This is a genomic window from Teredinibacter purpureus (genome assembly GCF_014217335.1).
GTDB lineage: Bacteria > Pseudomonadota > Gammaproteobacteria > Pseudomonadales > Cellvibrionaceae > Teredinibacter > Teredinibacter purpureus.
This window is the reverse complement of the sequence record NZ_CP060092.1, coordinates 2,087,754-2,110,297: the sequence shown is the minus strand read 5'-3', so window position 1 is coordinate 2,110,297 and position 22,544 is coordinate 2,087,754. Positions and strand designations below refer to the sequence as shown.

Here is a 22,544-nt window from a genome sequence, read left to right as displayed (position 1 = left end):
AGAAGAAAATTATAGCTATATGCTTAATCATGGTTTTGACACTTAACGTCTTAATCAGCTGACGCTTTAGCGGTCAGCTGGATTAACTTGTTAGAGCTGAACCTGCCAAAGCGATATCGTGCAACCCACATTCTATTGAGGCCGAAAGCGTATAACACACCTATAAAATACAAAGGGAATACTGGACCACCATATATAACGGCTTCGTAAATATTCCCAAACTCGAAAATACAAACTCTTAACTCATCGCCAATGGCAATTAGAACCCAAATTTTCCAGAACAAGCGTGGTGACACTTTAATATAAAAAACATAAAGGATTCCAGATACATACACTGGAATATTTATACTCAAGGTAAGCATTTCTATCAAGCTTGATTCACCTAAGGACCAAACATATAAATCAATATAGCTATACAGTTTCCACCAAAGATATAAATTGATGGGTACTAGTAACCACAGAGATCTCTTTAATGACGGGTTCCCTTCAATGAGAGCTTCACTTTTTGGTGTTTCGTATATATCCATAGTGCTCTAACGCCTTGCTAACCGGCAGACAAAGTGGCGATGCTTTTGTGCCACAGTGAGCGTAGCGAATGCACAAAAGCATCGCCACTTTGGCTGTCCAGCGGAGCCGAAGGCAGAGCGATGGTTGAGCAACTTGTTATGCATTACTTATGCCGATTAATTTTAAATACTGAAATAATGTAAGCGACTAGCGGCAACCAAACCAAAATCGCAACCACAAACGCCTTTATACTAAAAATAGCGAACATGGGAGCAAAAACTAACCACAGTGGCCAATTTAACCATGAAGCAACTATTGAGCTTCCAGAAAACCCTTGGCATTCAAAACCTATAAGCATTGCGTCGTAAGCGTAACAACCCACAAACTCTATACCTTTTCTTCCATACTCTACAGTGGCAAACACGAACAAATCAGCAATGACCGCTAACAGCAGAATTAAAAGAAAAATGGCTGATACTTTGTTAAGAATTTTCCATTTCATATAAATGCATAACGCCCCAAGCAGAGGCTTATTTTGCGTTTTGGAGCGAAGCGACAGCAAAATAAGTCCTGCTGGCTTGGCTTGTTAGTTTTCTTTGTAGAGAACTTTACATTCATCAATTCCATATCCTTCAGATTCAAGGTTAAAACTATGCATGAAGATATATACTCCCGGCTCACCAAATATTTTTATATTCTTTCTAACTGGCGTCCATTTGACGGGGGCTGCAACGGCATTATTAACACTGATCTCAAAGCTACTAATATTCTTAAATTTTTCTGCATGGTAAAGAGATGGAAAATCCTCATCAGGAGCAGGATAAACTATAAACATCCAATTATCGTCAGGAGTTTTTACCCCAAAATATCCCCCATGAGGAACAGAAATCGAGAAATTTAAAACATCTCCGTTTGATACCTCTTTTGGACTACAACTAAACTCAACTTCTCCAAAAGCTAAGGGACATACTAAGTATAAAGTAATAAGTAGATTAATTTTTGCCATAACCTTCCTGAAAAACTAACGCCGCTATAAAAGGCGCGCGTTAGCGCGTCCAGTGGAGGCCGTTTTTTGGCCGGAACGATTTTTGATAGCTTTGTTATACGCGCGCATCGGTTCTGAACCCATCCATATAGTAGATGCTGTTATGACTCCATTTGTCTATTCCATAAACCTTTACGCCCGAATTGACGATAATTGAAATTGATCCAGCGCCATGAAGTGGGGGGATAATCACTTCTCTATCTACAAAGTACACACCATGATCCCGGATTTTTACTTCTTTAAGGTAGCTGGCTTTTGCACCATCTTCCCAAGCCTTTATTTCTGCCGGGGTAGCTGGTTTTGCAATTGAAAAGAAATGAAGTTTGATTGATTCTAATAGAGATTGAGATTGCTCATTTGCTCGCTGGATGTCGTGATTCATACTCCATATTTGTGATTGCGTGCTGTGCAGCTGCTGCCTTAAAGTTTCAGCCTCACTGGTAGTCTCTGTCTTGGTTTTAGCAGCTTCAAGTTTTTTAACAGACTGCTTTATCTTTGCGCAACTTCCTGTAACTGCATCTGTTAAGTCAGGCTCTTGGTCGTCGTAAAAAGTAGCGGTTACGCCTGCAAGATCTGTAGGTAATCGAAAGGTAGTTTCTGCTGATTTTGGAACCAAAATGAAGCATTTTTCAAGCCCCAGCGCACCGATAAACATTCCTAGCTCTAGAACAACATTGTCTCTTACCGAGCTATATTCTTTTTCTCTTATTAGAGTTTTGTCGTCAGGATGGAACACAAAGACAGCATAGTCTGCTTCTTTTGTCTTTCCTATAAGGGTGGTAATCGTAATCGACGACAAATCAAAAGCATTTTCCCACAGCTTTACCCTCATTTCTTGCCCAAGCTTTATATGAACAGCTTCCGCAACTGAAATAGCTTCAGATGAAGAAGCAATAAATACTGTTGGTTTGTCACTCATATTGATTCCTTTGCACTATCTTAAGCGTATAACGCCGCCAGCAGGGGCCGAAAAACCAAAGCGAAGCGGCGGTTTTTTGGTCCCTCTGGCTGGCCTTGTTAACTGTCACCACCGCTCGTGCTCGTCGTGGTATTCATGATGGTGTTCCTCAACCCATTGATCAACGTCCTCGTTCCTATCATGGGATGAATCGATTCCTGCTAGCTCTAACTCTTCATAATCTTCTAGCTCTAGGCCGCAAGCTTCACAAGAGAAGCTCTCACACTGAAATGTTAGATCGACACCATTCTCATCTATTGTTTCTTCTGTCTCTCCGTATAAGAATGCTGGATTGTCGCATATCGGACATTCCAAGTTCATTGAGTCCCAATCTGTAGAAGAATAGCTAGGTTCGTCTAGATTCCCGCGTTTTACTTTATCTCTAGCTTTATCGAGGGCCGTCTTAACTTTTTTAACTTTCTCGTCTTCGTAGTATTTGAGAAAATTCCCTGTTTTGTCATCTACTTTCGTTTTGAAATATTTAAATACATCTAGCTCTGAAATTGCGATAAATAGCCTAGTTGAAAAGTACGCAATACGTTCTAACTCATATTTTTGAAAGTCTGGGACCGACGCATGAACGCTGATATTTCTTACTGATGAGAGCGAGGTGAAAAACTGCTTGTATTCCTGCTTTAGTTCAGGAAAGAAATGATAAAAAAGCGAAATTGACTTATCTAGTTCAATTGCTTTGAAAGAAAAACTTTTCATATCGCTTATATACGATAGCGCATTGTGCTCTTTCGTTAGTGCCTCTGGGTAGCATAATAATAGCTGTGCTTCATCAGGGAGGTTTGAATAAAGCATTCTAAGAGCTTTTTGAGCTACAACAGCCTTTAGAAGAAGCTCTACACTAATGGCTATATTTCCTATTGCAGGCTGGAAATCTACCCAGCCTTTCATTCTTGATTCATGAAATACACCCATACCAATGGTGTAGTACGAACGAGCACTAAACCTAAGATCTCTTGCGATCTCATCTCTGAGATTATTCACTTCTTTTTGGTACAAGCACATACTCCCTTGTGACAGTTAACGCCTTGCTCAGCGGCGTGGTGAGCTTGGCGGATTTTTTGAGTATTTTTCAAAAAATATGACAAGCTTACTACGTCCGATGCAGTAATTTGTTATGGACTTTTATGCACAAAAAATAAGCCCATGCAATTAAAATAAACTGCAAGGGTACTCGAATTAATAGATAAATAGGCCCCCATTGATGACCGCCAAGACCTATACTATTGAATGCTGCATAAATATTGGCTGGAAAAAATATTACAAGGACGATGATTGCAGATTTTGCTGCATTGACCTGAAATTTTGGAATAAATAAAGCGATCCCTATCACCACCTCTAGCAAACCCGTCAAATAAATTACCGCTTGTCGAAATGGAACCCAAATAGGTAGCATTTCTACCATACTCTCAGTTTTAACAATGTGCCCTATGGAGAAAAATATAAACGCTATACCCAGCCCCCAGAAAGTGAACAAACATACATTTAATTCTAAGCCTCTTACTTTAGAAATAAGAAAGGCCACAACTAAAGGTAAGGTTAATAAAATTAGTACGATTATTGGAGTAGTCATAATTCCCTCATTGAGCCATAACGCCTCGGTAATGGGCCGACTGAAGCGAAGCGTAAGGAGGTCCAGCCGCAGGCGTTCATTGACCGACTTGTTAGGTGCTTTAAATAATTAAACATACAATCCTAGCATTAATGCGACCCAAGTAAGAAAAAACATAATGAAGCTTGAATTTTCTGATTCATTGTTAAGGTGCCAGAAAAGCATTGTGAAGAAAAATGCGATTGGGGTGTTTATGAATTTTGAAATCTCTGCCGTTATTTCCCTACCCTCGAACGCCAAAAATACTCTCAAGACGATACATAGTAGTGACAACACAAAGAAAGACCGAATCATCCATATCCGTGCATTGTGATCAGACACCATAGGGTCGATTTTTCGGAGCTGAAAAACGTTTTTTAATATCCTTATAATGTCTTCATCGGCTTTATTCATATATTTAAAACCATGAGCATAATTGTGCACCTAACGCCGAGCTCACCGGCGCATATTGCGGAGAGCGTTTTTATGTAAAATGGAGCACCGCGACATACATAAAAACGAGCGTAGCAATATGCGTCCGAGTGCAGCGATTTGTTACATTTTTAGCTCGATATTGTACTCCGCATAGCAGCCAACAAACGAGAAACTATTACTTTCCTTATTGTAGCTACCAAGTTTCTTGTAATTTACCGACAAATTAGCTGCATTAAAGAATTCTTTGCTTCCAATAACTGTTGTCGATACCCAACCAATATAATCTATTCTGGTGAAGCTCAAGGCAACTTGTATTTTACCACTTGTAAGTGTGCCACTTACATATTTATGCTCTTTGTAATACTCAGGAACCGATATAAACAATTCGATCTTTTCATTATTTGAAGACCACTCCATTCGTTGTGGGATCTCCAAATCATCACATGACAATGAGCAATTTGAAAAGAGCAGTATTAACAGTGAAATATGTTTTTTCATGGGTAAATGTAACGCCGCTATATGCGGCAAACTTTTTGGTGATTGTTTTGTGGCATGCTTTTCCGCCACAAAATCGAGCACCGGAAAGTTTGTCCAGCCAGCTTGCTGGCGATGCATGATAGCTTTGTTAGGGACATGCTCCTTCAATGTATTCCTTATGTATGACCGTGCTATTTATCTTGGCTCCATTTTTTAAGCCAATTTTCTCTATTTTGTCAAAAGCCTGTTTTGCTGGACCACTTTGAAACAGCGCCGGTTTGAATAAGACAGCTGTTATTTTAGTCACACCATCACTCGAGCTAATGCAATAAAGTTGTTCTCCAAATTTATTATGTTGATACAAATCTGAATTATTTTCACTACCTATTTCCGTATAACCGCACGAAATTAAGGCATCCTTAACATCGGCTCTAATATCTGAGGAGTATTCTCTCTCCCAAACAGTCAAATTCAAAGTGCTACTACAGCCCGCCACAATTTGAACTATTAAGATAAGTAATAAGATTCTGTGCATGCTGCTCCCTAACGCCTGTGTATGAGGCATTTTTTATGTAGTGTAGTTTTGGGGTAAAGTGGCGTAGCCACCCCAAAACGAAGCGAAGTAAAAAATGTCCTTATGACACACTTGTTAGAAATTTCTAGAACTCCTTGCTAAAGCTGGGTAGCCCAAGCTTCTGGCTTAGTTCGTTAAACCGAACTTCGGAAAATGGCCCTTGCGTAATTTCATCTGAGTTGAGGTACATATTATCCTTTTCTCTTACAATATAAAAATACGAAGGCACTGTTACTCCTGGCTCCAGTTGCTTTGCGACCACATATTTTTCGTCGGCACCTACGGCTACAACTTTGTGATCTACTCTACCGTGATACGATCCAGAATCATCTATTTTTATCCCGAGATTAATATTACCGTCGATATAGTAGACTTCATACTCACCGTCTTCCCACATAGGACCGCACGCAGATAAAACAAGTAGAAAAAGTACGCTAGTAAGTAATTTCATGGCCTATTTCTAACGCCGCCAGCAACTGCCGGAGTAAATTGGCTGCTTTTTTGCTTATTTTTGCAAAAAAGAAGACAGTTTACGGAGGTCAGATTGACTGGCCTTGTTAGCACTTTTTGCCAACGATACTATACTGCCGAGCATAGCATTCCTCCATTTTTTTAGCCCCTGACTTTGTGAAGCGTAAATACTGACCTTTACGTTTTACAAAATTAGTGGACTTTGCTAGATTGAGATCATGTGAATGAAAACCAAGTACAGCCATAATTCGATTTGCTTTGCTTAGATTGCATTCGATCACAGTCTCTAGATAGCCCACCTGCCCAGCATTCCACTTTTTGATATTTTCTTCGGACAATACACCGATCTTGTGAAATACATCAATTGTTTTTACTACTCGCTCACACTCAAGTATTTCGGAAACGACACCAACAACTTTGGGATAATATTTATCTTCTTTGTAATTGCTTAAAGTAACTCGATAATTCATATGTTTTGAGTGCTAACGCCGCCAGCAACTGCCGGAGTAAATTGGCTGGTTTTTTGCGTCTTTTTGCAAAAAAGAAGACAGTTTACGGAGGTCAGATTGACTGGTCTTGTTCTGTGTTACTTGGCACATATGTATGCCTTAGGATATAGAATGACTCTGTTTTGATCATGTGCAGATGTACGATAAAAACCGTTCATTTCAGAGTTATACTCTTGGCCTTCCTGTAAGTATACCCTCTCTATATTTAGTACATTTGCACCAGACAAATAGGCTTCGTGACGCCAGCCATTTAGAAGACCAAGAACAATTGCTTCACCTTCATGGGAAGACAATGAAACATTCGTTTTAGAGCCAATCATATCACCAAGAAATTTACACTCATCTACAGATTTTGAATCATATAATAGCTCTATACTCATGTACCCAATACTTTCCGCCTTGCACTCAAGTGAATTTAAACAAAGGAAAAAAACATACTGCTATATATTTCAAACCAAAATCCTTGTTACACAGAACGCCGAGTTCAGCGGCAGTTTTTAAGTTGTGGTTTTATGGAATACTTTTGCGCAGCAAACCATAAAACCGCGACTTAAAAACTGTCCAGTGTAGCGAAGCGGAACGGTGCTGCAACGACTTGTTATACAATTTCCTAACGTTCACAGATTTAAACTTTAGATCATTCCAAGCACTTAGCACTAAGCTCTGTTTCAATAACCTTATGAACACCTGAGTCCTTTGATTTTTCAGTGGTTGTTTTAATAGAATAAGACGTAACCATAGCGTTTTCATTTTTGAATTCAATAATTGATTTTATACCCGAAGAAGAAAGCTCAATCTTACTATCAGTTTCGGATGAAATGGACAGATTTTTTATATTACCAATATTTTTCTTAAAACATGCTAATGAAACAGGGTTACCGAACGATACTGACGTATTAGTTGACCCAGAATCATAGTCAAAATTGCAGCCATACAATGAAACAACAAGAAAACTAAAAAGTATTCTATTTTTAAACATGAAAATCTCCTTACCTTTTTGTATAACGCCGCTATAAAAGGCGCGCGTTAGCGCGTCCAGTGGAGGCCGTTTTTTTGGCCGGAACGATTTTTGATAGCCTTGTTACACGTTTTTCCGCTACTTTAATTAAATCTTGCGCTTTTTCTTTTTGGAGCAACCACAATACCTCAATAATATAAATTGGAGCCGCTATAAATGCCTGCACTGACCCAGGTAGATTACCTATACCTTTTAAGGGGCCAATTGTTATTAGTAACAGATAAAGAACGATTACCAATACGAAAAATATTAAAAATGAGTAGGTTCTTACAATAGCCCACGTAACTCTGTGCTGATTTCTTGCGCTGAGTATTAAATTCTTTCTATAGCGCCACTTCAACACTCGGATTCGGCCAATGGCCTTTGATGGAATCAATGACACATGGCCTAGAAAAAACTCACCTAATCCAGCTAGTCTTTTTGATAGCATCGCAATAAGCAGGCTGCCAATAAGACTAACGATTACAGCTGGCTCTAAAAGAACTTCCATATAACCTCATACTTCCTTTTACGTGTAACGCCTCAAACACCGGCTTGGTGAAGTTGGCGGCTTTTTTGGTACAAAAAAGATGACAGCTTTACCAAGTCCGCGTGCTTTGACTTGTTAAGGTTAGGGCCCATCACCACTTTTATTAATTTCATAGGACTTTAACTTTTTTTCTTCATCGAAGATAAAAACCAATACAGCGCTGAAAGTAACAAATATATAGCTTTCAACGTCGCGATCTAGTGCATAACACTGAAGTTCCTTTCGATGGCAGCCATGCTCCAGCTTTTTTTGGGTGTCTAGATAACTTGCAACATCTGATTTCAATGTACCGATCGGAGTATGCTTACTTAGCTCAGACTCCCAATACACCATTTTACGATCAATTGAACCACATGCACTTATTAGCATTAACACTATGGCTATAAATAGATGCTTCATTCTTATGAGCCTTAACGCCGCCAGCAACTGCTGGAGTGAGCTGGCTGCTTTTTTGCGTGTTTTTGCAAAAAAGAAGACTGCTTACGGAGGTCAGATTGACTGGCCTTGTTAGAAGTGCCGAATTCGCAAAGTAAGTGCAACGCGCCTGCATCTTCCTTTATATAGGGTGAACTGGGATACTCATGGTTTTTCTCGACCGGCAAGAAGAGGGACCTCATGATGTACCACCAGCTCACCACTGATGAAAGATATACTATAGCGGCCTATTTAAAGCAACGTAAATCTCAAGCCTATATTGCACGGGCCTTAGGCCGCGATCCTTGCACGATCTCCAGAGAGTTAAAACGAAATCGTCGCCCAGACGGTAAATACTGCGCAGCGCGAGCAGTAAAACGTACCTCTCGAATACGGAGGGAGTCTCGTCGTAAATGGCAATTCAATGATACCGAGCTTCAGATGGTCATCGCCTTAATACGCCTCGATTGGAGCCCAGAACAAGTTTCCTTGTGGCTTAAGAAGTGCAATATATTATCGATCAGCCATTCGACCATTTATCGCTATATTTGGTACAACATGTTTTATTCAGGGGATCTCTATAAGCACTTACGTCAATCAAGCAAGAAACGCCGAAAAAGATATAGAAGCCCTGACTCTAGAGGCGTTTTAGCCAATAAGGCCCATATCTCTGAGCGACCTCTAGGGGCAGAAAATAAGAGCCGAATCGGTCATTTCGAAATTGATACCGTTCATGGTTCACGCGATCAACATTCAATTGTCACGTTAGTTGATCGAAAAAGTAAATACACGATCATTGGCAAAATTAGGAACCGTACGACTGACGAGTTAAATCGAAAAGTTATTCAGCTAATCAAAAAACAGGTTAATCAGGTAAAAACAATTACCGCTGATAACGGTACCGAGTTTCATCAATACAAAAAAATTGAAGACGTCACTAACTCAACATTTTACTTTGCCAACCCCTACCACTCATGGGAAAGAGGGTTAAACGAAAATACCAACGGTCTCATACGACAATATTTACCTAAAGGAGAATCAATGAAGAGCATAACTCAAAAGGATTGCGATAAAATTGCAATGAAACTTAACCGACGACCTAGAAAATGTTTAAATATGGAAACACCGGAGGCAGTCTATGTTCGTTAATCACTTTCATTGCACTTCAGTTGATAACCTGGGAGTTTTTCTATTTAGCATTTTTGATAACATAAACCAAACCAGCCAAAACCGTAATGCCAATAGCCGTATTAATTACTTGGCTACTGATAGATTTATCGTGCATAGCACGATTTACAAAACATTCGCAATTATTAGTGATTAGGTCATACGCACCTTTGCCACCGCGCCTTAGTTCCTCTATTGCACGTTGTGCCACGGATACATTTTCGAGTTGACCGTCATTTGGCTGGACAATAATTTGACCATTTTTAGAATACCGGGAATAGAAGTCAGAATAGGTACAGGCCTGATAACCGAAATTCATACTTTCAGCAATATAGACTTCTCTGTCAATTTCAGACTTACCTAAGATCACGCCATGATGCTTTGGACCTGCATGACCAAGCTCTTTGGTAATTGCACCAACTATTCTGCATCCTGTTACATCGATTTGCTGAAGGTTCATATGACTCCCTTGGGACTTCTAACGCCGCCATATGCGGCAAATTTGGAGTTGTTTTTTTGTGCTAGCGTAGCGTTAAAGCACAAAACAAACAACGGAAAATTTGTCCAGCCAGCTTGCTGGCGCAGCATGATGGCCTTGTTAAATGGCGATACACCAAACAACACCAACACTGCGTTGCGGAACGCAAATGGAGCTTTGCTACCAAAGTGGCGAACAACGCTACATGAACACCCGTAAACGCTAAACCTGAAAACCCTAAGAAGAACGACCGGTAAACTTTACACCACTACCCCGCTCTGCTTTTTTCTTCATTAAAACTACCCGCTCGAAAATAACACTTTTTACGAGTTACTAAAATATGCTTGCAACCAGTAAAACTTAAAATACTAAAACAGACTTTTAGAGTGGTTTGCACGGTTTAATGCTGGTAGAGCTAAACGAACTGTTTCGTTATGAAACTAGCATTATATTTAAAACCACTACACAGCTAAAAATGTAAGTTTAAAACTGAAATCTTCACGCCGTATAAATAGTATGTTGCCGAGCTATTTAACGCCGCCATATGCGGCAAATTTGGAGTTGTTTTTTTGTGCTAGCGTAGCGTTAAAGCACAAAACAAACAACGGAAAATTTGTCCAGCCAGCTTGCTGGCGCAGCATGATGGCCTTGTTAAATGGCGATACACCAAACAACACCAACACTGCGTTGCGGAACGCAAATGGAGCCTTGCTACCAAAGTGGCGAACAACGCTACATGAACACCCGTAAACGCTAAACCTGAAAACTCTAAGAAGAACGACCGGTAAACTTTACATCACTACCCCGCTCTGCTTTTTTCTTCATTAAAACTACCCGCTCGAAAATAACACTTTTTACGAGTTACTAAAATATGCTTGCAACCAGTAAAACTTAAAATACTAAAACAGACTTTTAGAGTGGTTTGCACGGTTTAATGCTGGTAGAGCTAAACGAACTGTTTCGTTATGAAACTAGCATAATATTTAAAACCACTACACAGCTAAAAATGTAAGTTTAAAACTGAAATCTTCACGCCGTATAAATAGTATGTTGCCGAGCTATTTAACGCCGTTAGCAACGGCCGTAGTGTAGGTATTTGTTTGTGTTAGCGTAAGCGGCCAACACAAACAAATACCGGAACGGAGGTCCAGCCCGCTTGCGGGCGAGGTTGGCTAACCTTGTTAAAACGTACTACAAATTGTGATTTATTTTCCACTCTTGATTCCATCCATATATCTTGACGTGATGTACTTGTTTACAGCCCGCCTCCTTCTCCTGTTCCAACATTGTTTCGGAGAGCTCATCACCAGCCCATGACTCAGAATGAAAATGATCATGATCACACTCGTTTTCAGCAAGCTTTCTCTTAAGAAATGCGATGCTTTTTTCTAAAGCCAAGATTCCATTTATGTCAGCATGGATAAAAACCTGGCTTCCATCTTTATCTGTTGAAACACTAAGTAAGTATTCTTTATTCTTGCTCATAATGACTCTGAGTTTTAACGCCAAGTTAACCTGCCGAAGCGGAGTTGTTTGTTTTTATGGTAGCGTAGCGTGAAGCAAAAAAAACAAACGACGCAGCGGAGGTCAGGTTGAACTTTTTGTTAGGCTTATTCACTAGGCACCACGCTATAACCACTAATAGCATTTGACCGATCTAAGTACTTTACTGATTTAGCACCGTTCGCCATTAGATAAGAGACCGATATTTTTATTAGTTCTTTTTTGAGATCCGAACCTTCTAGTAATCGTTCTCCGCTTAAGTCTTTAATACGTATCAAGGACGCCTCTTCAGGCGTATCTGCGTACCTTTTACCCGATACGGATTCACTCCCCAACTCAAAATAAATGGTTTCATAGTCATAATAAAATTCATAGGCTCCATTACTATCTGGGCCAGAAGAGTCTATGCAGTGAGTGATTTTTATTGACACTCCATCAAACTGTTCATTTTTGGGTTCGTCACAGTCAAACCTCATTTCTGACTCAGACTTCGAGACCATAGATACGCCCAATAAGAGAATAAGAATTAAATATCGAATTTGATTCATGCTAAAGCCTAACGCCAGTAGCAATTGCCGGAGTAAGTTGGCTTGTGTTTTTGCGTCTTATTGCAAAAACCAAGACAGCTTACGGAGGTCAATTGGCTACTTTTGTTATGACTATTTTTCATTGCTAGCAGTAAACTCATAAGATTTACACCGACCCTCACCATACAAGAACGAAACACTGTAGCTAAAACCAGGTTTATTGCTTACATACCCAAGGAATTCAGGTACACCTGATTCATTTATTGATGAATGAATAGATTTACCAACCAACTTTCCATTTAGGCTTATTGAATAGATTCCTAGCTAAAAGGGTTCACCCTTATACTTTAATGGGGCTGTAATACTAATTTCGGTGACCGATTCGTAAAACTCAGACTCTTTCTCAACGAAGTTAAAGCCATTGGGTTCGGAAACATTAAGCTGAACAGGCCCAACAATACACGCGAATGTATTAATGGATAAAAAAACAAAGAAAAGGAAAATATACTTCATAGTTGCCTTAAGTCATAACGCCGCAATTACGGGCAGGAACGGAGTTGGTTTGTTTGTGGTAGCGTAGCGTTAAACCACAAACGAAGCAACGCAGTGGAAGTCCGGTAGATTGCTTTGTTAGGCTTCGGGCTCAACGTTACAGTCTTGTTTACTCCACATTTCCAATATTTTTTGAACATTTTCTTCTAGTTCAGTTCCGGGTATATATTTTTCTGGAAATTCTTCACGGTACTTATAGATTTTTTGATGCAACAAGCAAGCGTCCCTATATTTAAATTCATAGGCGTTTTTCGGGTCCACCGTAAATATAGATGCTGTAATCATTGACATAGCCCTTTCTCGGGCTGAAGCGTACTTTTCCGCATCAATATTTTCTAGCAATAACTGGGAATAAGCCAATTCTTGCAATCGGGTTTCTTCTTTGCGCTCATCGAGCATACTGGAAAAATACTTCCCAAAAAATACGGCACTGGCTATACCAGGTGCTACACAAACGAGAACTAAAGTTAGCGCAAATAGTATCTTATTCATTTTGATAGCCTAACGCCGCCAGCAGCGGCAGCTTACATGGAGCACCTTTTGTGAAACAATGAGCGAAGCGAACACAAAAGGTGCGGAGTGTAAGCTGTCCAGCCCACAACGTGGGCGAGGCTGACTGGCCTTGTTAGGGCCTTAATCTTTAGGGGTACACCGAATGTCATTATTGTGACTCCCTGACCAAGACCTAATTTTTATAGCATTGGCGTAAGGGTACTCCGTATTTTCGGATGGAAATTCACTTTCATGTAAAAGCGTAGAGCCACACCATCTGTCATCACGCCAATAGCTTACGACTGCATACTCATCCGACAATAGTAAATTAATGAAGGACAATGCATCGCCTCCTTCCGGGTTTTCGAAGTCCCAGAAATGCGCGTGATATGCATCAAATGCTACCGTTACCTCATCTTGGATAGTATCAATGCTTAAAGGGCACTCCGTATCTCCGGTAGGCGGAGTAACCTTAATTAGTAAAACTTTTTCACCATCATCTTCTCTGATGCCCGCAAGACTTTCCCATTGAGGAAACTTATCAAATACTTGAGCTGCTATTTTCTTTGAGAATTTATTGAGATCTTCAAGCATTGGGAGCCCTAACGCCTGCAGTTGCGGCTTGGGTGAACTGGCGGCTTTTTTGCTGCGTAGCACGAAAAAGGTGACAGTTTACCCAAGTCCGGCAAGCTGCACTTGTTAGGGCTTTACTAGCCAACGATGCAGCCCCCATTTTAATTCACCGCTCTCTACTCTACGACCACCACACAAAGGATAACCTGGGGGAACACATGCGATATTTTGCATTGAAGCTCGAATCTCAAAGCGATCAAAGATACCTTTTAGTTTATTATGCTCAGGATTTAGATCGAAAAGAGAATAATAGACCAGCTCGCCGAGCGATTTGCACAGCCATTCTTCAACTTCTTCATCTTCACCCAAGGGAGTAGTGAAAGTTATTGATTCTGCCATTTCTTTTAGGTTGGCGTACTGTCTTATAGACCAACTACAGAATTCTAGAATATCGTCTGCATAGCACTGATCAATAACGTAATCCATATCCTCTTTGGGAATGGATTCCTCTTCTTCGTCTGTAATTTGATCGTATAAAAACCTGGCCGCTAGGCTTCCAAACTTATGAAAAACAAGACCGGGGTGTTCACCGCTACCGCCACCAAGAATAAGATTATCTGGAGTAGCACTAAAGTCATAACCACCCCATTTATCACCCTCAATGACTTGGAGCGGACGATAAATAGGAAGGTACCCTAATGATCCAATATATTCGTGATCGTAAGAATCAATATAACTCATAAGCTTCCAAATTTAATGGCCCTAACGCCTGTGTATGAGGCATTTTTTATGTAGTGTAGTTTTGGGGTAAAGTGGCGTAGCCACCCCAAAACGAAGCGAAGTAAAAAATGTCCTTATGACACACTTGTTAGAAATTTCTAGAACTCCTTGCTAAAGCTGGGTAGCCCAAGCTTCTGGCTTAGTTCGTTAAACCGAACTTCGGAAAATGGCCCTTGCGTAATTTCATCTGAGTTGAGGTACATATTATCCTTTTCTCTTACAATATAAAAATACGAAGGCACTGTTACTCCTGGCTCCAGTTGCTTTGCGACCACATATTTTTCGTCGGCACCTACGGCTACAACTTTGTGATCTACTCTACCGTGATACGATCCAGAATCATCTATTTTTATCCCGAGATTAATATTACCGTCGATATAGTAGACTTCATACTCACCGTCTTCCCACATAGGACCGCACGCAGATAAAACAAGTAGAAAAAGTACGCTAGTAAGTAATTTCATGGCCTATTTCTAACGCCCATAGCAAGCGCATTTTTTACGGCGCTCGTTTTGTGCCAGCGTAGCGACCAGCACAAAACGAGCGCCGTAAAAAATGTCGACTTGGCTATGTTTGTTATGTGCCTGATACACTTCGCTTGATAATTTAAGTATTTACACCAAATATACTCATTGCTTCCTGTTTTGTAAAATTTCTGTCCTGAATTCTTGTTGCACGATCTTCCACGATCTTTATTACTTCAAAATACTCATACTGATTTAAATTTGGGTTATTAATATAAATGCACCCAGAAAACTTCACCTCTAAACCAGATATAAATACAACCAAGTTGTTTAGAACAACCTCTCCATTAATAGGGTTAGCGCTAAACGAAATATGGCTCATACCTTCAACATAGGATACCGAGGCAGGAAATTCACCTTGGATAGATTTTATCGAAGCCAACATTTCAGACTCATCAATCAAATAACTTGTACTTAACCACCCAAAATATTCGATCAAGCGTAACTCCTGTTGGACACATAACGCCCAAATATGGGGCCGTAGTGTAGGCGCGAAGCGACGGAACGGAGGTCCCAGCAGCTTCGCTGCGCCATGATTTGTTTGTTATGTTTTGATTGGGCCAACTGGACAGTCATAAGGCCTAGTTTCATTCCAAAATTCTATGAGTTTTGGTCGAGCATACTTGTGCCAATACTTGACCTTTTTAACTACTTTATTTGGTGCCTTGCCTTGTAACAACTTACAATCTTCGATTGTAAACGAGGCGTCAACATCGTTACCCTTAATATGAAAATGTGGCGGTGCATGCTCTTTGGCATACAGTTCAACTTTAACCGCATCAATTGTATCGAAAAGCTGACGTTGCTCAAGAATGAACGAATTTCCGTTTTCATCCTCTTCAATAGAGCAAGGATTACGAAGAAAACCATTCAAATTTTCAACTAACTCAACGATAGATTTAGCCGAAATGGATTTTCTAAAGATCACCTCATCAAAGTTGATACGAATTACTCCTCAAAAAACATAACGCCTGTAGCACCTGCACAAATTGTGAAGTGCCGTTTGTGTATAATTGAGCGTAGCGAAAACACAAAAAGGCGCGTAGCAATTTGTGTCAGGTGACTACACTTGTTAGCTTTTTTACTTTTCGCTTGGTGCAGCAATGAGAAGACCTTTTTCTTCTAGGATATTAATAACCTTGACTTCTATGCTCGCACCGATCTCACTTCCTGGCTGCGTTACATTTTGCTCAAAACTTTCTTCCAATTTTTCAAACAGCGGGTCAAACAAAGCGCCGCTGACTTTTTCTAGCTGCTCCTTTTCATAATCTTCCTTTATGGTTTTATAGTCATCCACCGGTAGAACCATTGGTAATCTAAGCACTTGCGATACAGGAAGAAATATTTTATGAACCGGATTTTCAATTGTAATACCTTCCTTGCCAATCTCAATAATTTTGTACAGTGTACCGCCTATATCGCCCGCCCCAGCGTAAACAATTGTGGCATTCTTTCCTGCAACATTCTCGAGCTTTTTTCGTAACTTAGAGTAAGCGCTTCTGTCGCTTAAAAACCCCTTTATATAAAACACGAAAATCACTGTAACAACAGAACTAATGACTGGCACTACTATTTCACTAAATTCTATTGCCATTTAATTTCTCCGATATTTATGAAAGCTAACGCCTTTAGCAGGCGCATTTATGTAGTTGATTTTTTTGTGCTATCAAAGCACAAAAAAAGCGACGGAATAAATGTCGCATGACTAAACTTGTTAGGTGCTTTTGTTTATTTCTGCACATCACTTCGTGTTAACCCCATAGCACCCAGAATATTATCTAGCGGTAAAGTTGGCTGATGATCTTTAACGGGCTTACGGCCTAAATCTGTGGCCATTAGTACCTGGGTAAGTTGCTCACCCTCAAATATGCCGATGCCAAGGTCACATTGAGCTGGCCAATAGCCATTTGACTCATATTGCCTGACTCGTGACTCTAGATTAGTTTGACAACCACGATACCCCCGCAAGGAATGGGCGTTTTCTACAGCCCAATCTTTACCGGCCTGACGGATAACCATAAGAAGTTTTGGCTTTTCAGAAAGCTTCGGACTTGTAACCCTATATAGGGTCTTGAGATCGCTACTATTTAATAGCTTTCGCTGAGTGCGAGGCATAAATTATTTCTTTTCTCTGCTAGTAGGATTCTCTTTGGTTGCACCACAATCAGCACAAATCCAGCTATATAGTGTTTCGGTAACGAAACTGCCCTTGCATGCTGGGCAGTTTTTTGGAGTGTCTTTTCTATCGCTCATTCTACTAATTTCCTTATCTTTGGGGTGATGCTGGCATGCACCTAACGCCTTTAGCAGCGGCCGCAGTGTAGGCGCGAAGCGCCGAAACGGAGGTCCAGCCCCGAAGGGGCGATGCTGGCTAAACTTGTTATGTGCTTACTTAGACCAAAATACTTTATCAAGTTTGCAGCCCTCTTTTGATATGAATGCCCTTGGATATTCTCTTGGGTTTTCTTTATATACATGCTCTTTCCTAAGAACCATCCACTTCTTGTCTAATTCAACGGCCTCATACTCTTCTCGAGTAATTTTATACTCTGGATACTTGGCTTCAATAGCCTTAGCACCCGTATAAAAAACCACTTCATTATTGCATAGGCAAGCTATCGCCGATTGAGAAAATAAAATTGATGCTAAAAATATATATCTCATACCTTGGCCACATAACGCCGAGGTAACCAGCGTAAATTTTGGGGTGGCTTTTGGGTAAAGTGGCGCAGCCACCCAAAAGGCGCACCGAAATTTACGTCTGGTTTACCGTATTGTTAGGCTGACAACAACGGAGTGTAAAACCATCGGATTTTTTCCTCATATTCAATTGGAGGAAGACTACATTTAACACCTTCGTTAAAAACTAAACGAACCTCTCGATCCACACCCAGTTTTCCAATTTTGTAGTGGCAAACAAGAGTCGATTTATTGGCCGTAGCTTTAAATTTACCGTTCCCTGTTTGTATCAATGGGCAAATACTTTCATTTTCTAGCATTACGTAGATGGAGCCACCATCTGATCTTCCTATCGGTACAATCGGAATTAGCGGGCCAATAATAGCTAAGTCAGAATAAGAAATATAACCAACAGAAACACCTAGATCGCCGCAACTTGTCTCGACACCAACACCGCTCACCTTTTTCCAAGGTTCACTCGGAATCGGAACCATACCAGATTGACGTACCAGCCCTGAACACCCTGATATAAATACTAAAGATAAGACGCAAAGTAATACTTTTTTCATACTTAAGCCTAACGCCGTTAGCAACGGCCGTAGTGGAGGTATAGACTTGCACCACTTTGACGGACACTAAACATTTATATTTTGATATGTATTTGGTGATACATAATTGAGGCTAGAGTGTAATCTATCCTCATTATAAAACTCAACGTAGTCAACAATCCTAGCGACACATTCGACCATATTATTAAACTTCCAATGATGCACCAATTCATTCTTTAATGTCTTAAAAAATGATTCTACAAAAGCATTATCTGTTGGCGTACCAGCTCGGCTCATACTACTAACCATGCCTGCGTTCGCTACGGCCTCCTGATAAATGTCCGAGCAGTACTCCGAGCCCTGATCACTATGAAACAAACACCCAGGTTTTGCCTCTTCATATTCCAACGACATCTTCAGCGCGCCGCATACCAAATCGGCATCATGGTTTCTGGAAAAACCCCAACCAACAACCTTACGAGTAAATAGGTCTAGTACAGCCGCCATATATACAGACCCCTCTCGAGTCTTAATGTATGTCATATCCCCAGCCCAATGTCGACCTACCGATGCTGCTGGTGGCGACTCAGCTAATACATTATCCACCTTTAATGAATTACTGCCTGAAGCGCGATTATGCCGATATGCGTGGTATATAGAGGTTATTGAATACGCTTTCATTAATCTGTTGATCCGCCTGCGACTACAGGGAAACCCTAGGTTTTTTAGGTATGGGTGAACTCGTATAGCGCCATAATTTCTTTCATGACCTACATGCATCTTTGTTATCTCATCAACGAGAATACTATCGTACTGCGCTCGACTGCTTTCCCCACGCTCGCGCCAATCGTAATAGCCAGTTGTTGAGACATCCAGATATTCACACATCCTAACGACCTTATGAGCCCCCCGGTTCTCCTCTATGAACGCGTATCTTTCCTGCGCTGATCCGAGAAGAACCGTTTTGCCTTTTTTAGAATAACGACCTCTTCCTCTTTGGAGGCTAGTCGTTTTTCCAATTCCTTTATTCGCGTTTCTGCGCGCTTAAGTGCGTCACTGTCTTCTCTAGACTTTTTGGGTGGAGGGGCTTTAATTTGCATGTGTTTATTCTCGGATAGACGGCCTTCTTTATATTCTTGGCGCCAACGGTAAAGCATGACGGGATGAATCCCAAGCGCCTTAGCAACATCGACCGCCCTAACGCCACGCTTCTTACTCTCTCTCACCGCCTTGACTTTAAAAGCCAACGTGTAGCTTTCGTAATGTTTCTTCTTTGTTAAACCCATTTTTTACCCCTTTAACTAAACAGTAAATAACTGTCCGCCAAAGTGGTGCAGGTCTAGTATTTGTGTTGTGCTAGCGTCAGCGTTAAAGCACATAAACAAACACCGGAACGGAGGTCCAGCACCGAAGGTGCGATGTTGGCTAACCTTGTTATATGAACCTCCATTATATGGGTAAAAAATTTGGTACCAGTGCTGCTGGAAATAGAACAACGATTGCAGCAACCAACAACTTCATTAAGGATGCCGCCACCTTCTGCCTCTTTATTACAGCGACGAAACAGAAAACCATACATGCAAGAAAGAATACTATTGATGAATAAAGCATTGAGCCGATGGAGTACAAAAACACCTCAGGGGAACCCCTATCGACTATGCTACCAAAACCAAAATACGCCAACACAGAAACAGCAATAATTAGCACCTCCATATAAAGCATTCTGCTCAGCGCGAAGTAGTATGATTTCGGCCACATATTCAAATTTCGATACTCATATAACGCCGTTAGCAACGGCCGTAGTGTAGGTATTTGTTTGTGTTAGCGTAAGCGGCCAACACAAACAAATACCGGAACGGAGGTCCAGCCCGCTTGCGGGCGAGGTTGGCTAACCTTGTTAAAACGTACTACAAATTGTGATTTATTTTCCACTCTTGATTCCATCCATATATTTTGACGTGATGTACTTGTTTACAGCCCGCCTCCTTCTCCTGTTCCAACATTGTTTCGGAGAGCTCATCACCAGCCCATGACTCAGAATGAAAATGATCATGATCACACTCGTTTTCAGCAAGCTTTCTCTTAAGAAATGCGATGCTTTTTTCTAAAGCCAAGATTCCATTTATGTCAGCATGGATAAAAACCTGGCTTCCATCTTTATCTGTTGAAACACTAAGTAAGTATTCTTTATTCTTGCTCATAATGACTCTGAGTTTTAACGCTTTTATAAAGGGCGCGCGGCTTTTTGCGCGTCCAGCCCACAGCTTTTTCGTGGGCGATCTTTGATAAACTTGTTATGTGATTGAATTAACACCAAGGACTAATGCCCCTAAAAATAAAGCCACAATCAAAATAACAACCCAGAATGGAACTGCTGTAAAAGAACCACCCAACACGAAATATTTTTTGGGTTGCAAGTTTACATTCTGCTTCAGTTGTTCACGCTCTTTACTCGAAAGTTTCGCAACATCAGCATGTTTTTCCCTAGATGAACGAACAATCCATATAAGAAAAACACCAGCTAAAATAATTAGAACACTTTCAATCATAACTTAGAGCACATAACGCCCCGCTTAGAGGCAGTTTTGGAGCTGATTGATTTATGGCAGTCTTTTCGCCATAAATTTAAGCGGCGGAAAAACTGTCCTTCTACAGCGGCTTGTTAGGATTGCACTGTTAACCATCACCAAGGCACTTAATAACACCCTCAGTTAAGGGGTGAAATACTTGCACTGGGTAATAACTACTGTGACCACCATTTTCTTTTGAAACGATATCATATCCACTTGGGCATAATTCTGCGGCTCGTTTTTCCCAATATAGCTCGACTGTTTCTGGAGAAGTAGTACCGTTTCCCTGATACGAAACTTCAATAGACCCATCATCTAACTGCTTATCTTTATAGCCACCTGAGAAACCATATTTACCATATGCAGTTGCGCATCCAGACAAACATAAAACAAAAATTGTGAAATATAAGTTTTTCATAAATCCCCTAGATTGATAGATAGAAATATCCTAACGCCGCCATAAATTGCCGCTTGAAGCGCAGCGTAAAGCTGTCGATTTGATGGCTTTGTTAGCTGTGACACTACTTAAGTTGAACTCCGTTTATACTCATTGATAAATTAAAATATGCTTCTTTGACTGTTTTGGTTATATGTTTTGATGTTTGGTATTTACCAACTCCATTTTCCATACTCACCAACCAGTATGTTTCGCCATTTATTTTTGGCAATATATGGTTCAGCGGAATCATACGACCTTTCACAATATCGCCACACCAAGGGACTGAAACTTCTACGTTACCTAGTTTAGGATCAGTAAATTTAAATGAGCTCGTTTGACCTGATTTTTCAGAACCAACTTCCCGAACGTCCCAGTAGTTTCCGCGCTCAGCGCACAAAGCATCGTAGTATTCTTCGCACTTTAATTCCATACTCATCTCCTGCTCTTGGAAGGCAAGGCTAACGATTATGGTTTTATCAATAGGTTTCGGCTCACGCTCTACTTTCATATCTATGCATTCATAGACCCCACACCCACTTAACACGAGCATTGATAACAATAATAGTTTCTTCATGGCACTCATGACGGCTAACGCTGAGCTAAACGGCGCACAATGTGTAGCTGGTTTGTGCAATAATTTACGAAGTAAATGCACAAACAAGCGTAGCATTGGGCGTCCAGTGGAGGCCGAAGGCCGAAGCGATGTTTGAGCGTATTGTTAAGTACGTACTCGTAGCTCGAGTGAAATTTCATTACAAATTAATTCCACAACCCCACGGTCCGAAAAATCAAACAATAGCGCCCAACCGTTAACATCATTTTCTTCAATTTTGGCGTTCCAGCTTAATGGTAATCCACCTTCATTAATTCTACTGGTTAAATTAAATTTGATAGAATGAGCCCAGGTGCAAGTTAATACTCCAACTTGGTTTTCGTGCATTAGGAAAGTCAATATCACATCTCGACCGCCACTACCCCAAGTAAACGATTCAAGATTCACATCACACCACGACTCACCTGCTACCTCAACGCCTGTCTTGATATTCATATTTAATACTTAACGCCGCCATTAGCGGCAAATTTGTAGTGGGTTGTTTTTGTGTTAGCGTAGCGTACAACACAAAAACGAGCCGCGGAAAATTTGTCCAGCGCCAGCGCATGCTGGCGCGATG

At 40.7% G+C, this 22,544-nt stretch carries 37 protein-coding genes; 2 read left to right on the top strand and 35 right to left on the bottom strand.

Annotated elements, in window-relative coordinates; genetic code table 11:
* Positions 1-50: 50 nt before the first annotated feature.
* The 14 genes from H5647_RS09130 to H5647_RS09065 all read right to left on the bottom strand — a co-directional run bounded on the left by H5647_RS09130 (position 51) and on the right by H5647_RS09065 (position 8,525).
* On the bottom strand, positions 51-527 hold the full coding sequence (locus tag H5647_RS09130; protein WP_045857989.1) for a hypothetical protein: 477 nt from the start codon (positions 525-527) through the stop codon (positions 51-53).
* A 143-nt stretch (positions 528-670) separates the two neighbouring features.
* Positions 671-1,009 (bottom strand): hypothetical protein, encoded by a 339-nt coding sequence (locus tag H5647_RS09125; RefSeq protein WP_045857988.1) that lies wholly within the window; start codon positions 1,007-1,009, stop codon positions 671-673.
* 84 nt (positions 1,010-1,093) lie between these two features.
* Positions 1,094-1,513 carry a hypothetical protein gene (locus tag H5647_RS09120; RefSeq protein ID WP_045857987.1) on the bottom strand — a complete coding sequence of 140 codons (420 nt, stop codon included), beginning with the start codon at positions 1,511-1,513 and terminating at the stop codon, positions 1,094-1,096.
* A gap of 94 nt (positions 1,514-1,607) precedes the next feature.
* On the bottom strand, positions 1,608-2,471 hold the full coding sequence (locus tag H5647_RS09115) for a TIR domain-containing protein (protein ID WP_045857986.1): 864 nt from the start codon (positions 2,469-2,471) through the stop codon (positions 1,608-1,610).
* Positions 2,472-2,576: 105 nt separating this feature from the next.
* Positions 2,577-3,527, bottom strand: a complete 951-nt coding sequence (locus H5647_RS09110) for a hypothetical protein (RefSeq protein WP_045857985.1) — start codon at positions 3,525-3,527, stop codon at positions 2,577-2,579.
* 88 nt (positions 3,528-3,615) lie between these two features.
* Positions 3,616-4,095 carry a DoxX family protein gene (locus tag H5647_RS09105; protein ID WP_045857984.1) on the bottom strand — a complete coding sequence of 160 codons (480 nt, stop codon included), beginning with the start codon at positions 4,093-4,095 and terminating at the stop codon, positions 3,616-3,618.
* 573 nt (positions 4,096-4,668) lie between these two features.
* Positions 4,669-5,193, bottom strand: a complete 525-nt coding sequence (locus tag H5647_RS09100; RefSeq protein WP_162926345.1) for a hypothetical protein — start codon at positions 5,191-5,193, stop codon at positions 4,669-4,671.
* Positions 5,174-5,560, bottom strand: coding sequence for a hypothetical protein (locus H5647_RS09095; RefSeq protein ID WP_045857981.1), 387 nt, complete (start codon positions 5,558-5,560; stop codon positions 5,174-5,176). Before H5647_RS09095 ends, H5647_RS09100 begins: the two co-directional genes overlap by 20 nt.
* 124 nt (positions 5,561-5,684) lie before the next feature.
* Complete coding sequence (locus H5647_RS09090) at positions 5,685-6,050, bottom strand: hypothetical protein (RefSeq protein ID WP_045856309.1); 366 nt, start codon at positions 6,048-6,050, stop codon at positions 5,685-5,687.
* 106 nt (positions 6,051-6,156) lie between these two features.
* Entirely contained in the window at positions 6,157-6,540 is a 384-nt protein-coding gene (locus tag H5647_RS09085) for a hypothetical protein (protein ID WP_045856803.1), read from the bottom strand.
* Between the two features lie 116 nt (positions 6,541-6,656).
* Positions 6,657-6,959, bottom strand: a complete 303-nt coding sequence (locus H5647_RS09080) for a hypothetical protein (protein ID WP_045857980.1) — start codon at positions 6,957-6,959, stop codon at positions 6,657-6,659.
* A 257-nt stretch (positions 6,960-7,216) separates the two neighbouring features.
* Positions 7,217-7,558: a hypothetical protein gene (locus H5647_RS09075; protein ID WP_045856522.1), complete on the bottom strand. Its 342-nt coding sequence runs from the start codon at positions 7,556-7,558 to the stop codon at positions 7,217-7,219.
* Positions 7,559-7,589: 31 nt separating this feature from the next.
* A complete protein-coding gene (locus H5647_RS09070; RefSeq protein WP_045857950.1) occupies positions 7,590-8,087 on the bottom strand; it encodes a hypothetical protein in 498 nt (165 codons plus the stop codon).
* Positions 8,088-8,207: 120 nt separating this feature from the next.
* Entirely contained in the window at positions 8,208-8,525 is a 318-nt protein-coding gene (locus H5647_RS09065; protein ID WP_045857979.1) for a hypothetical protein, read from the bottom strand.
* 216 nt (positions 8,526-8,741) lie between these two features.
* Here H5647_RS09065 and H5647_RS09060 point away from each other — a divergent pair, with 216 nt between their 5' ends.
* The gene (locus H5647_RS09060) at positions 8,742-9,689 is read left to right on the top strand and encodes an IS30 family transposase (RefSeq protein WP_045856342.1); all 948 of its coding nucleotides are present in this window, start codon (positions 8,742-8,744) and stop codon (positions 9,687-9,689) included.
* A 40-nt stretch (positions 9,690-9,729) separates the two neighbouring features.
* On the opposite strand, the gene H5647_RS09055 is transcribed toward H5647_RS09060, so the two are convergent.
* The 16 genes from H5647_RS09055 to H5647_RS08980 form a co-directional block, all read right to left on the bottom strand.
* Positions 9,730-10,167 (bottom strand): lecithin retinol acyltransferase family protein, encoded by a 438-nt coding sequence (locus tag H5647_RS09055; protein WP_045857978.1) that lies wholly within the window; start codon positions 10,165-10,167, stop codon positions 9,730-9,732.
* Positions 10,168-11,376: 1,209 nt separating this feature from the next.
* On the bottom strand, positions 11,377-11,670 hold the full coding sequence (locus H5647_RS09050) for an Imm32 family immunity protein (protein WP_045857969.1): 294 nt from the start codon (positions 11,668-11,670) through the stop codon (positions 11,377-11,379).
* Positions 11,671-11,795: 125 nt separating this feature from the next.
* Positions 11,796-12,236, bottom strand: a complete 441-nt coding sequence (locus tag H5647_RS09045) for a hypothetical protein (protein WP_045857976.1) — start codon at positions 12,234-12,236, stop codon at positions 11,796-11,798.
* A gap of 303 nt (positions 12,237-12,539) precedes the next feature.
* Positions 12,540-12,728, bottom strand: coding sequence for a hypothetical protein (locus tag H5647_RS09040; RefSeq protein WP_045856709.1), 189 nt, complete (start codon positions 12,726-12,728; stop codon positions 12,540-12,542).
* Between the two features lie 117 nt (positions 12,729-12,845).
* Positions 12,846-13,259 (bottom strand): hypothetical protein, encoded by a 414-nt coding sequence (locus tag H5647_RS09035; protein ID WP_045856521.1) that lies wholly within the window; start codon positions 13,257-13,259, stop codon positions 12,846-12,848.
* Positions 13,260-13,400: 141 nt separating this feature from the next.
* Positions 13,401-13,916 carry a hypothetical protein gene (locus H5647_RS09030; RefSeq protein WP_162926344.1) on the bottom strand — a complete coding sequence of 172 codons (516 nt, stop codon included), beginning with the start codon at positions 13,914-13,916 and terminating at the stop codon, positions 13,401-13,403.
* A 42-nt stretch (positions 13,917-13,958) separates the two neighbouring features.
* Positions 13,959-14,573: a hypothetical protein gene (locus tag H5647_RS09025; protein ID WP_052691961.1), complete on the bottom strand. Its 615-nt coding sequence runs from the start codon at positions 14,571-14,573 to the stop codon at positions 13,959-13,961.
* Between the two features lie 137 nt (positions 14,574-14,710).
* Entirely contained in the window at positions 14,711-15,076 is a 366-nt protein-coding gene (locus tag H5647_RS09020) for a hypothetical protein (RefSeq protein WP_045856309.1), read from the bottom strand.
* 142 nt (positions 15,077-15,218) lie between these two features.
* On the bottom strand, positions 15,219-15,575 hold the full coding sequence (locus tag H5647_RS09015; RefSeq protein WP_045857974.1) for a hypothetical protein: 357 nt from the start codon (positions 15,573-15,575) through the stop codon (positions 15,219-15,221).
* Between the two features lie 105 nt (positions 15,576-15,680).
* Complete coding sequence (locus H5647_RS09010; RefSeq protein WP_052691960.1) at positions 15,681-16,064, bottom strand: DUF4160 domain-containing protein; 384 nt, start codon at positions 16,062-16,064, stop codon at positions 15,681-15,683.
* A 153-nt stretch (positions 16,065-16,217) separates the two neighbouring features.
* On the bottom strand, positions 16,218-16,730 hold the full coding sequence (locus tag H5647_RS09005; RefSeq protein WP_045857973.1) for a hypothetical protein: 513 nt from the start codon (positions 16,728-16,730) through the stop codon (positions 16,218-16,220).
* A 134-nt stretch (positions 16,731-16,864) separates the two neighbouring features.
* Positions 16,865-17,251 carry a hypothetical protein gene (locus H5647_RS09000; protein ID WP_045857972.1) on the bottom strand — a complete coding sequence of 129 codons (387 nt, stop codon included), beginning with the start codon at positions 17,249-17,251 and terminating at the stop codon, positions 16,865-16,867.
* Between the two features lie 273 nt (positions 17,252-17,524).
* Positions 17,525-17,872, bottom strand: coding sequence for a hypothetical protein (locus H5647_RS08995; protein WP_162926343.1), 348 nt, complete (start codon positions 17,870-17,872; stop codon positions 17,525-17,527).
* A 41-nt stretch (positions 17,873-17,913) separates the two neighbouring features.
* On the bottom strand, positions 17,914-18,384 hold the full coding sequence (locus H5647_RS08990; RefSeq protein ID WP_045857971.1) for a hypothetical protein: 471 nt from the start codon (positions 18,382-18,384) through the stop codon (positions 17,914-17,916).
* A 66-nt stretch (positions 18,385-18,450) separates the two neighbouring features.
* Positions 18,451-19,287, bottom strand: coding sequence for an IS3 family transposase (locus H5647_RS08985; RefSeq protein ID WP_236075025.1), 837 nt, complete (start codon positions 19,285-19,287; stop codon positions 18,451-18,453).
* A complete protein-coding gene (locus tag H5647_RS08980; RefSeq protein WP_045856502.1) occupies positions 19,284-19,649 on the bottom strand; it encodes a transposase in 366 nt (121 codons plus the stop codon). The genes H5647_RS08985 and H5647_RS08980 overlap by 4 nt, the downstream gene beginning before the upstream one ends.
* A gap of 167 nt (positions 19,650-19,816) precedes the next feature.
* Between H5647_RS08980 and H5647_RS08975 the strand changes: the two genes are divergently transcribed.
* The gene (locus H5647_RS08975) at positions 19,817-19,969 is read left to right on the top strand and encodes a hypothetical protein (RefSeq protein ID WP_162926342.1); all 153 of its coding nucleotides are present in this window, start codon (positions 19,817-19,819) and stop codon (positions 19,967-19,969) included.
* Positions 19,970-20,270: 301 nt separating this feature from the next.
* On the opposite strand, the gene H5647_RS08970 is transcribed toward H5647_RS08975, so the two are convergent.
* The 5 genes from H5647_RS08970 to H5647_RS08950 all read right to left on the bottom strand — a co-directional run bounded on the left by H5647_RS08970 (position 20,271) and on the right by H5647_RS08950 (position 22,420).
* Positions 20,271-20,564, bottom strand: coding sequence for an Imm32 family immunity protein (locus H5647_RS08970; RefSeq protein WP_045857969.1), 294 nt, complete (start codon positions 20,562-20,564; stop codon positions 20,271-20,273).
* Between the two features lie 93 nt (positions 20,565-20,657).
* Positions 20,658-20,912 carry a hypothetical protein gene (locus H5647_RS08965; protein ID WP_045857968.1) on the bottom strand — a complete coding sequence of 85 codons (255 nt, stop codon included), beginning with the start codon at positions 20,910-20,912 and terminating at the stop codon, positions 20,658-20,660.
* 127 nt (positions 20,913-21,039) lie between these two features.
* A complete protein-coding gene (locus H5647_RS08960) occupies positions 21,040-21,351 on the bottom strand; it encodes a CC0125/CC1285 family lipoprotein (protein ID WP_045856500.1) in 312 nt (103 codons plus the stop codon).
* A gap of 103 nt (positions 21,352-21,454) precedes the next feature.
* Positions 21,455-21,880 (bottom strand): hypothetical protein, encoded by a 426-nt coding sequence (locus tag H5647_RS08955; RefSeq protein ID WP_162926341.1) that lies wholly within the window; start codon positions 21,878-21,880, stop codon positions 21,455-21,457.
* Positions 21,881-22,090: 210 nt separating this feature from the next.
* Positions 22,091-22,420 (bottom strand): hypothetical protein, encoded by a 330-nt coding sequence (locus H5647_RS08950; protein ID WP_045857966.1) that lies wholly within the window; start codon positions 22,418-22,420, stop codon positions 22,091-22,093.
* Positions 22,421-22,544: the final 124 nt, after the last annotated feature.

Bases quoted from the DNA above. Each gene is read 5' to 3' on its own strand.
- H5647_RS09130 (WP_045857989.1), bottom strand. From the start codon at position 527: ATGGATATATACGAAACACCAAAAAGTGAAGCTCTCATTGAAGGGAAC.
- H5647_RS09125 (WP_045857988.1), bottom strand. From the start codon at position 1,009: ATGAAATGGAAAATTCTTAACAAAGTATCAGCCATTTTTCTTTTAATT.
- H5647_RS09120 (WP_045857987.1), bottom strand. From the start codon at position 1,513: ATGGCAAAAATTAATCTACTTATTACTTTATACTTAGTATGTCCCTTA.
- H5647_RS09115 (WP_045857986.1), bottom strand. From the start codon at position 2,471: ATGAGTGACAAACCAACAGTATTTATTGCTTCTTCATCTGAAGCTATT.
- H5647_RS09110 (WP_045857985.1), bottom strand. From the start codon at position 3,527: ATGTGCTTGTACCAAAAAGAAGTGAATAATCTCAGAGATGAGATCGCA.
- H5647_RS09105 (WP_045857984.1), bottom strand. From the start codon at position 4,095: ATGACTACTCCAATAATCGTACTAATTTTATTAACCTTACCTTTAGTT.
- H5647_RS09095 (WP_045857981.1), bottom strand. From the start codon at position 5,560: ATGCACAGAATCTTATTACTTATCTTAATAGTTCAAATTGTGGCGGGC.
- H5647_RS09090 (WP_045856309.1), bottom strand. From the start codon at position 6,050: ATGAAATTACTTACTAGCGTACTTTTTCTACTTGTTTTATCTGCGTGC.
- H5647_RS09085 (WP_045856803.1), bottom strand. From the start codon at position 6,540: ATGAATTATCGAGTTACTTTAAGCAATTACAAAGAAGATAAATATTAT.
- H5647_RS09080 (WP_045857980.1), bottom strand. From the start codon at position 6,959: ATGAGTATAGAGCTATTATATGATTCAAAATCTGTAGATGAGTGTAAA.
- H5647_RS09075 (WP_045856522.1), bottom strand. From the start codon at position 7,558: ATGTTTAAAAATAGAATACTTTTTAGTTTTCTTGTTGTTTCATTGTAT.
- H5647_RS09070 (WP_045857950.1), bottom strand. From the start codon at position 8,087: ATGGAAGTTCTTTTAGAGCCAGCTGTAATCGTTAGTCTTATTGGCAGC.
- H5647_RS09065 (WP_045857979.1), bottom strand. From the start codon at position 8,525: ATGAAGCATCTATTTATAGCCATAGTGTTAATGCTAATAAGTGCATGT.
- H5647_RS09060 (WP_045856342.1), top strand. From the start codon at position 8,742: ATGATGTACCACCAGCTCACCACTGATGAAAGATATACTATAGCGGCC.
- H5647_RS09055 (WP_045857978.1), bottom strand. From the start codon at position 10,167: ATGAACCTTCAGCAAATCGATGTAACAGGATGCAGAATAGTTGGTGCA.
- H5647_RS09050 (WP_045857969.1), bottom strand. From the start codon at position 11,670: ATGAGCAAGAATAAAGAATACTTACTTAGTGTTTCAACAGATAAAGAT.
- H5647_RS09045 (WP_045857976.1), bottom strand. From the start codon at position 12,236: ATGAATCAAATTCGATATTTAATTCTTATTCTCTTATTGGGCGTATCT.
- H5647_RS09040 (WP_045856709.1), bottom strand. From the start codon at position 12,728: ATGAAGTATATTTTCCTTTTCTTTGTTTTTTTATCCATTAATACATTC.
- H5647_RS09035 (WP_045856521.1), bottom strand. From the start codon at position 13,259: ATGAATAAGATACTATTTGCGCTAACTTTAGTTCTCGTTTGTGTAGCA.
- H5647_RS09025 (WP_052691961.1), bottom strand. From the start codon at position 14,573: ATGAGTTATATTGATTCTTACGATCACGAATATATTGGATCATTAGGG.
- H5647_RS09020 (WP_045856309.1), bottom strand. From the start codon at position 15,076: ATGAAATTACTTACTAGCGTACTTTTTCTACTTGTTTTATCTGCGTGC.
- H5647_RS09005 (WP_045857973.1), bottom strand. From the start codon at position 16,730: ATGGCAATAGAATTTAGTGAAATAGTAGTGCCAGTCATTAGTTCTGTT.
- H5647_RS09000 (WP_045857972.1), bottom strand. From the start codon at position 17,251: ATGCCTCGCACTCAGCGAAAGCTATTAAATAGTAGCGATCTCAAGACC.
- H5647_RS08990 (WP_045857971.1), bottom strand. From the start codon at position 18,384: ATGAAAAAAGTATTACTTTGCGTCTTATCTTTAGTATTTATATCAGGG.
- H5647_RS08980 (WP_045856502.1), bottom strand. From the start codon at position 19,649: ATGGGTTTAACAAAGAAGAAACATTACGAAAGCTACACGTTGGCTTTT.
- H5647_RS08975 (WP_162926342.1), top strand. From the start codon at position 19,817: ATGGGTAAAAAATTTGGTACCAGTGCTGCTGGAAATAGAACAACGATT.
- H5647_RS08970 (WP_045857969.1), bottom strand. From the start codon at position 20,564: ATGAGCAAGAATAAAGAATACTTACTTAGTGTTTCAACAGATAAAGAT.
- H5647_RS08965 (WP_045857968.1), bottom strand. From the start codon at position 20,912: ATGATTGAAAGTGTTCTAATTATTTTAGCTGGTGTTTTTCTTATATGG.
- H5647_RS08960 (WP_045856500.1), bottom strand. From the start codon at position 21,351: ATGAAAAACTTATATTTCACAATTTTTGTTTTATGTTTGTCTGGATGC.
- H5647_RS08955 (WP_162926341.1), bottom strand. From the start codon at position 21,880: ATGAAAGTAGAGCGTGAGCCGAAACCTATTGATAAAACCATAATCGTT.
- H5647_RS08950 (WP_045857966.1), bottom strand. From the start codon at position 22,420: ATGAATATCAAGACAGGCGTTGAGGTAGCAGGTGAGTCGTGGTGTGAT.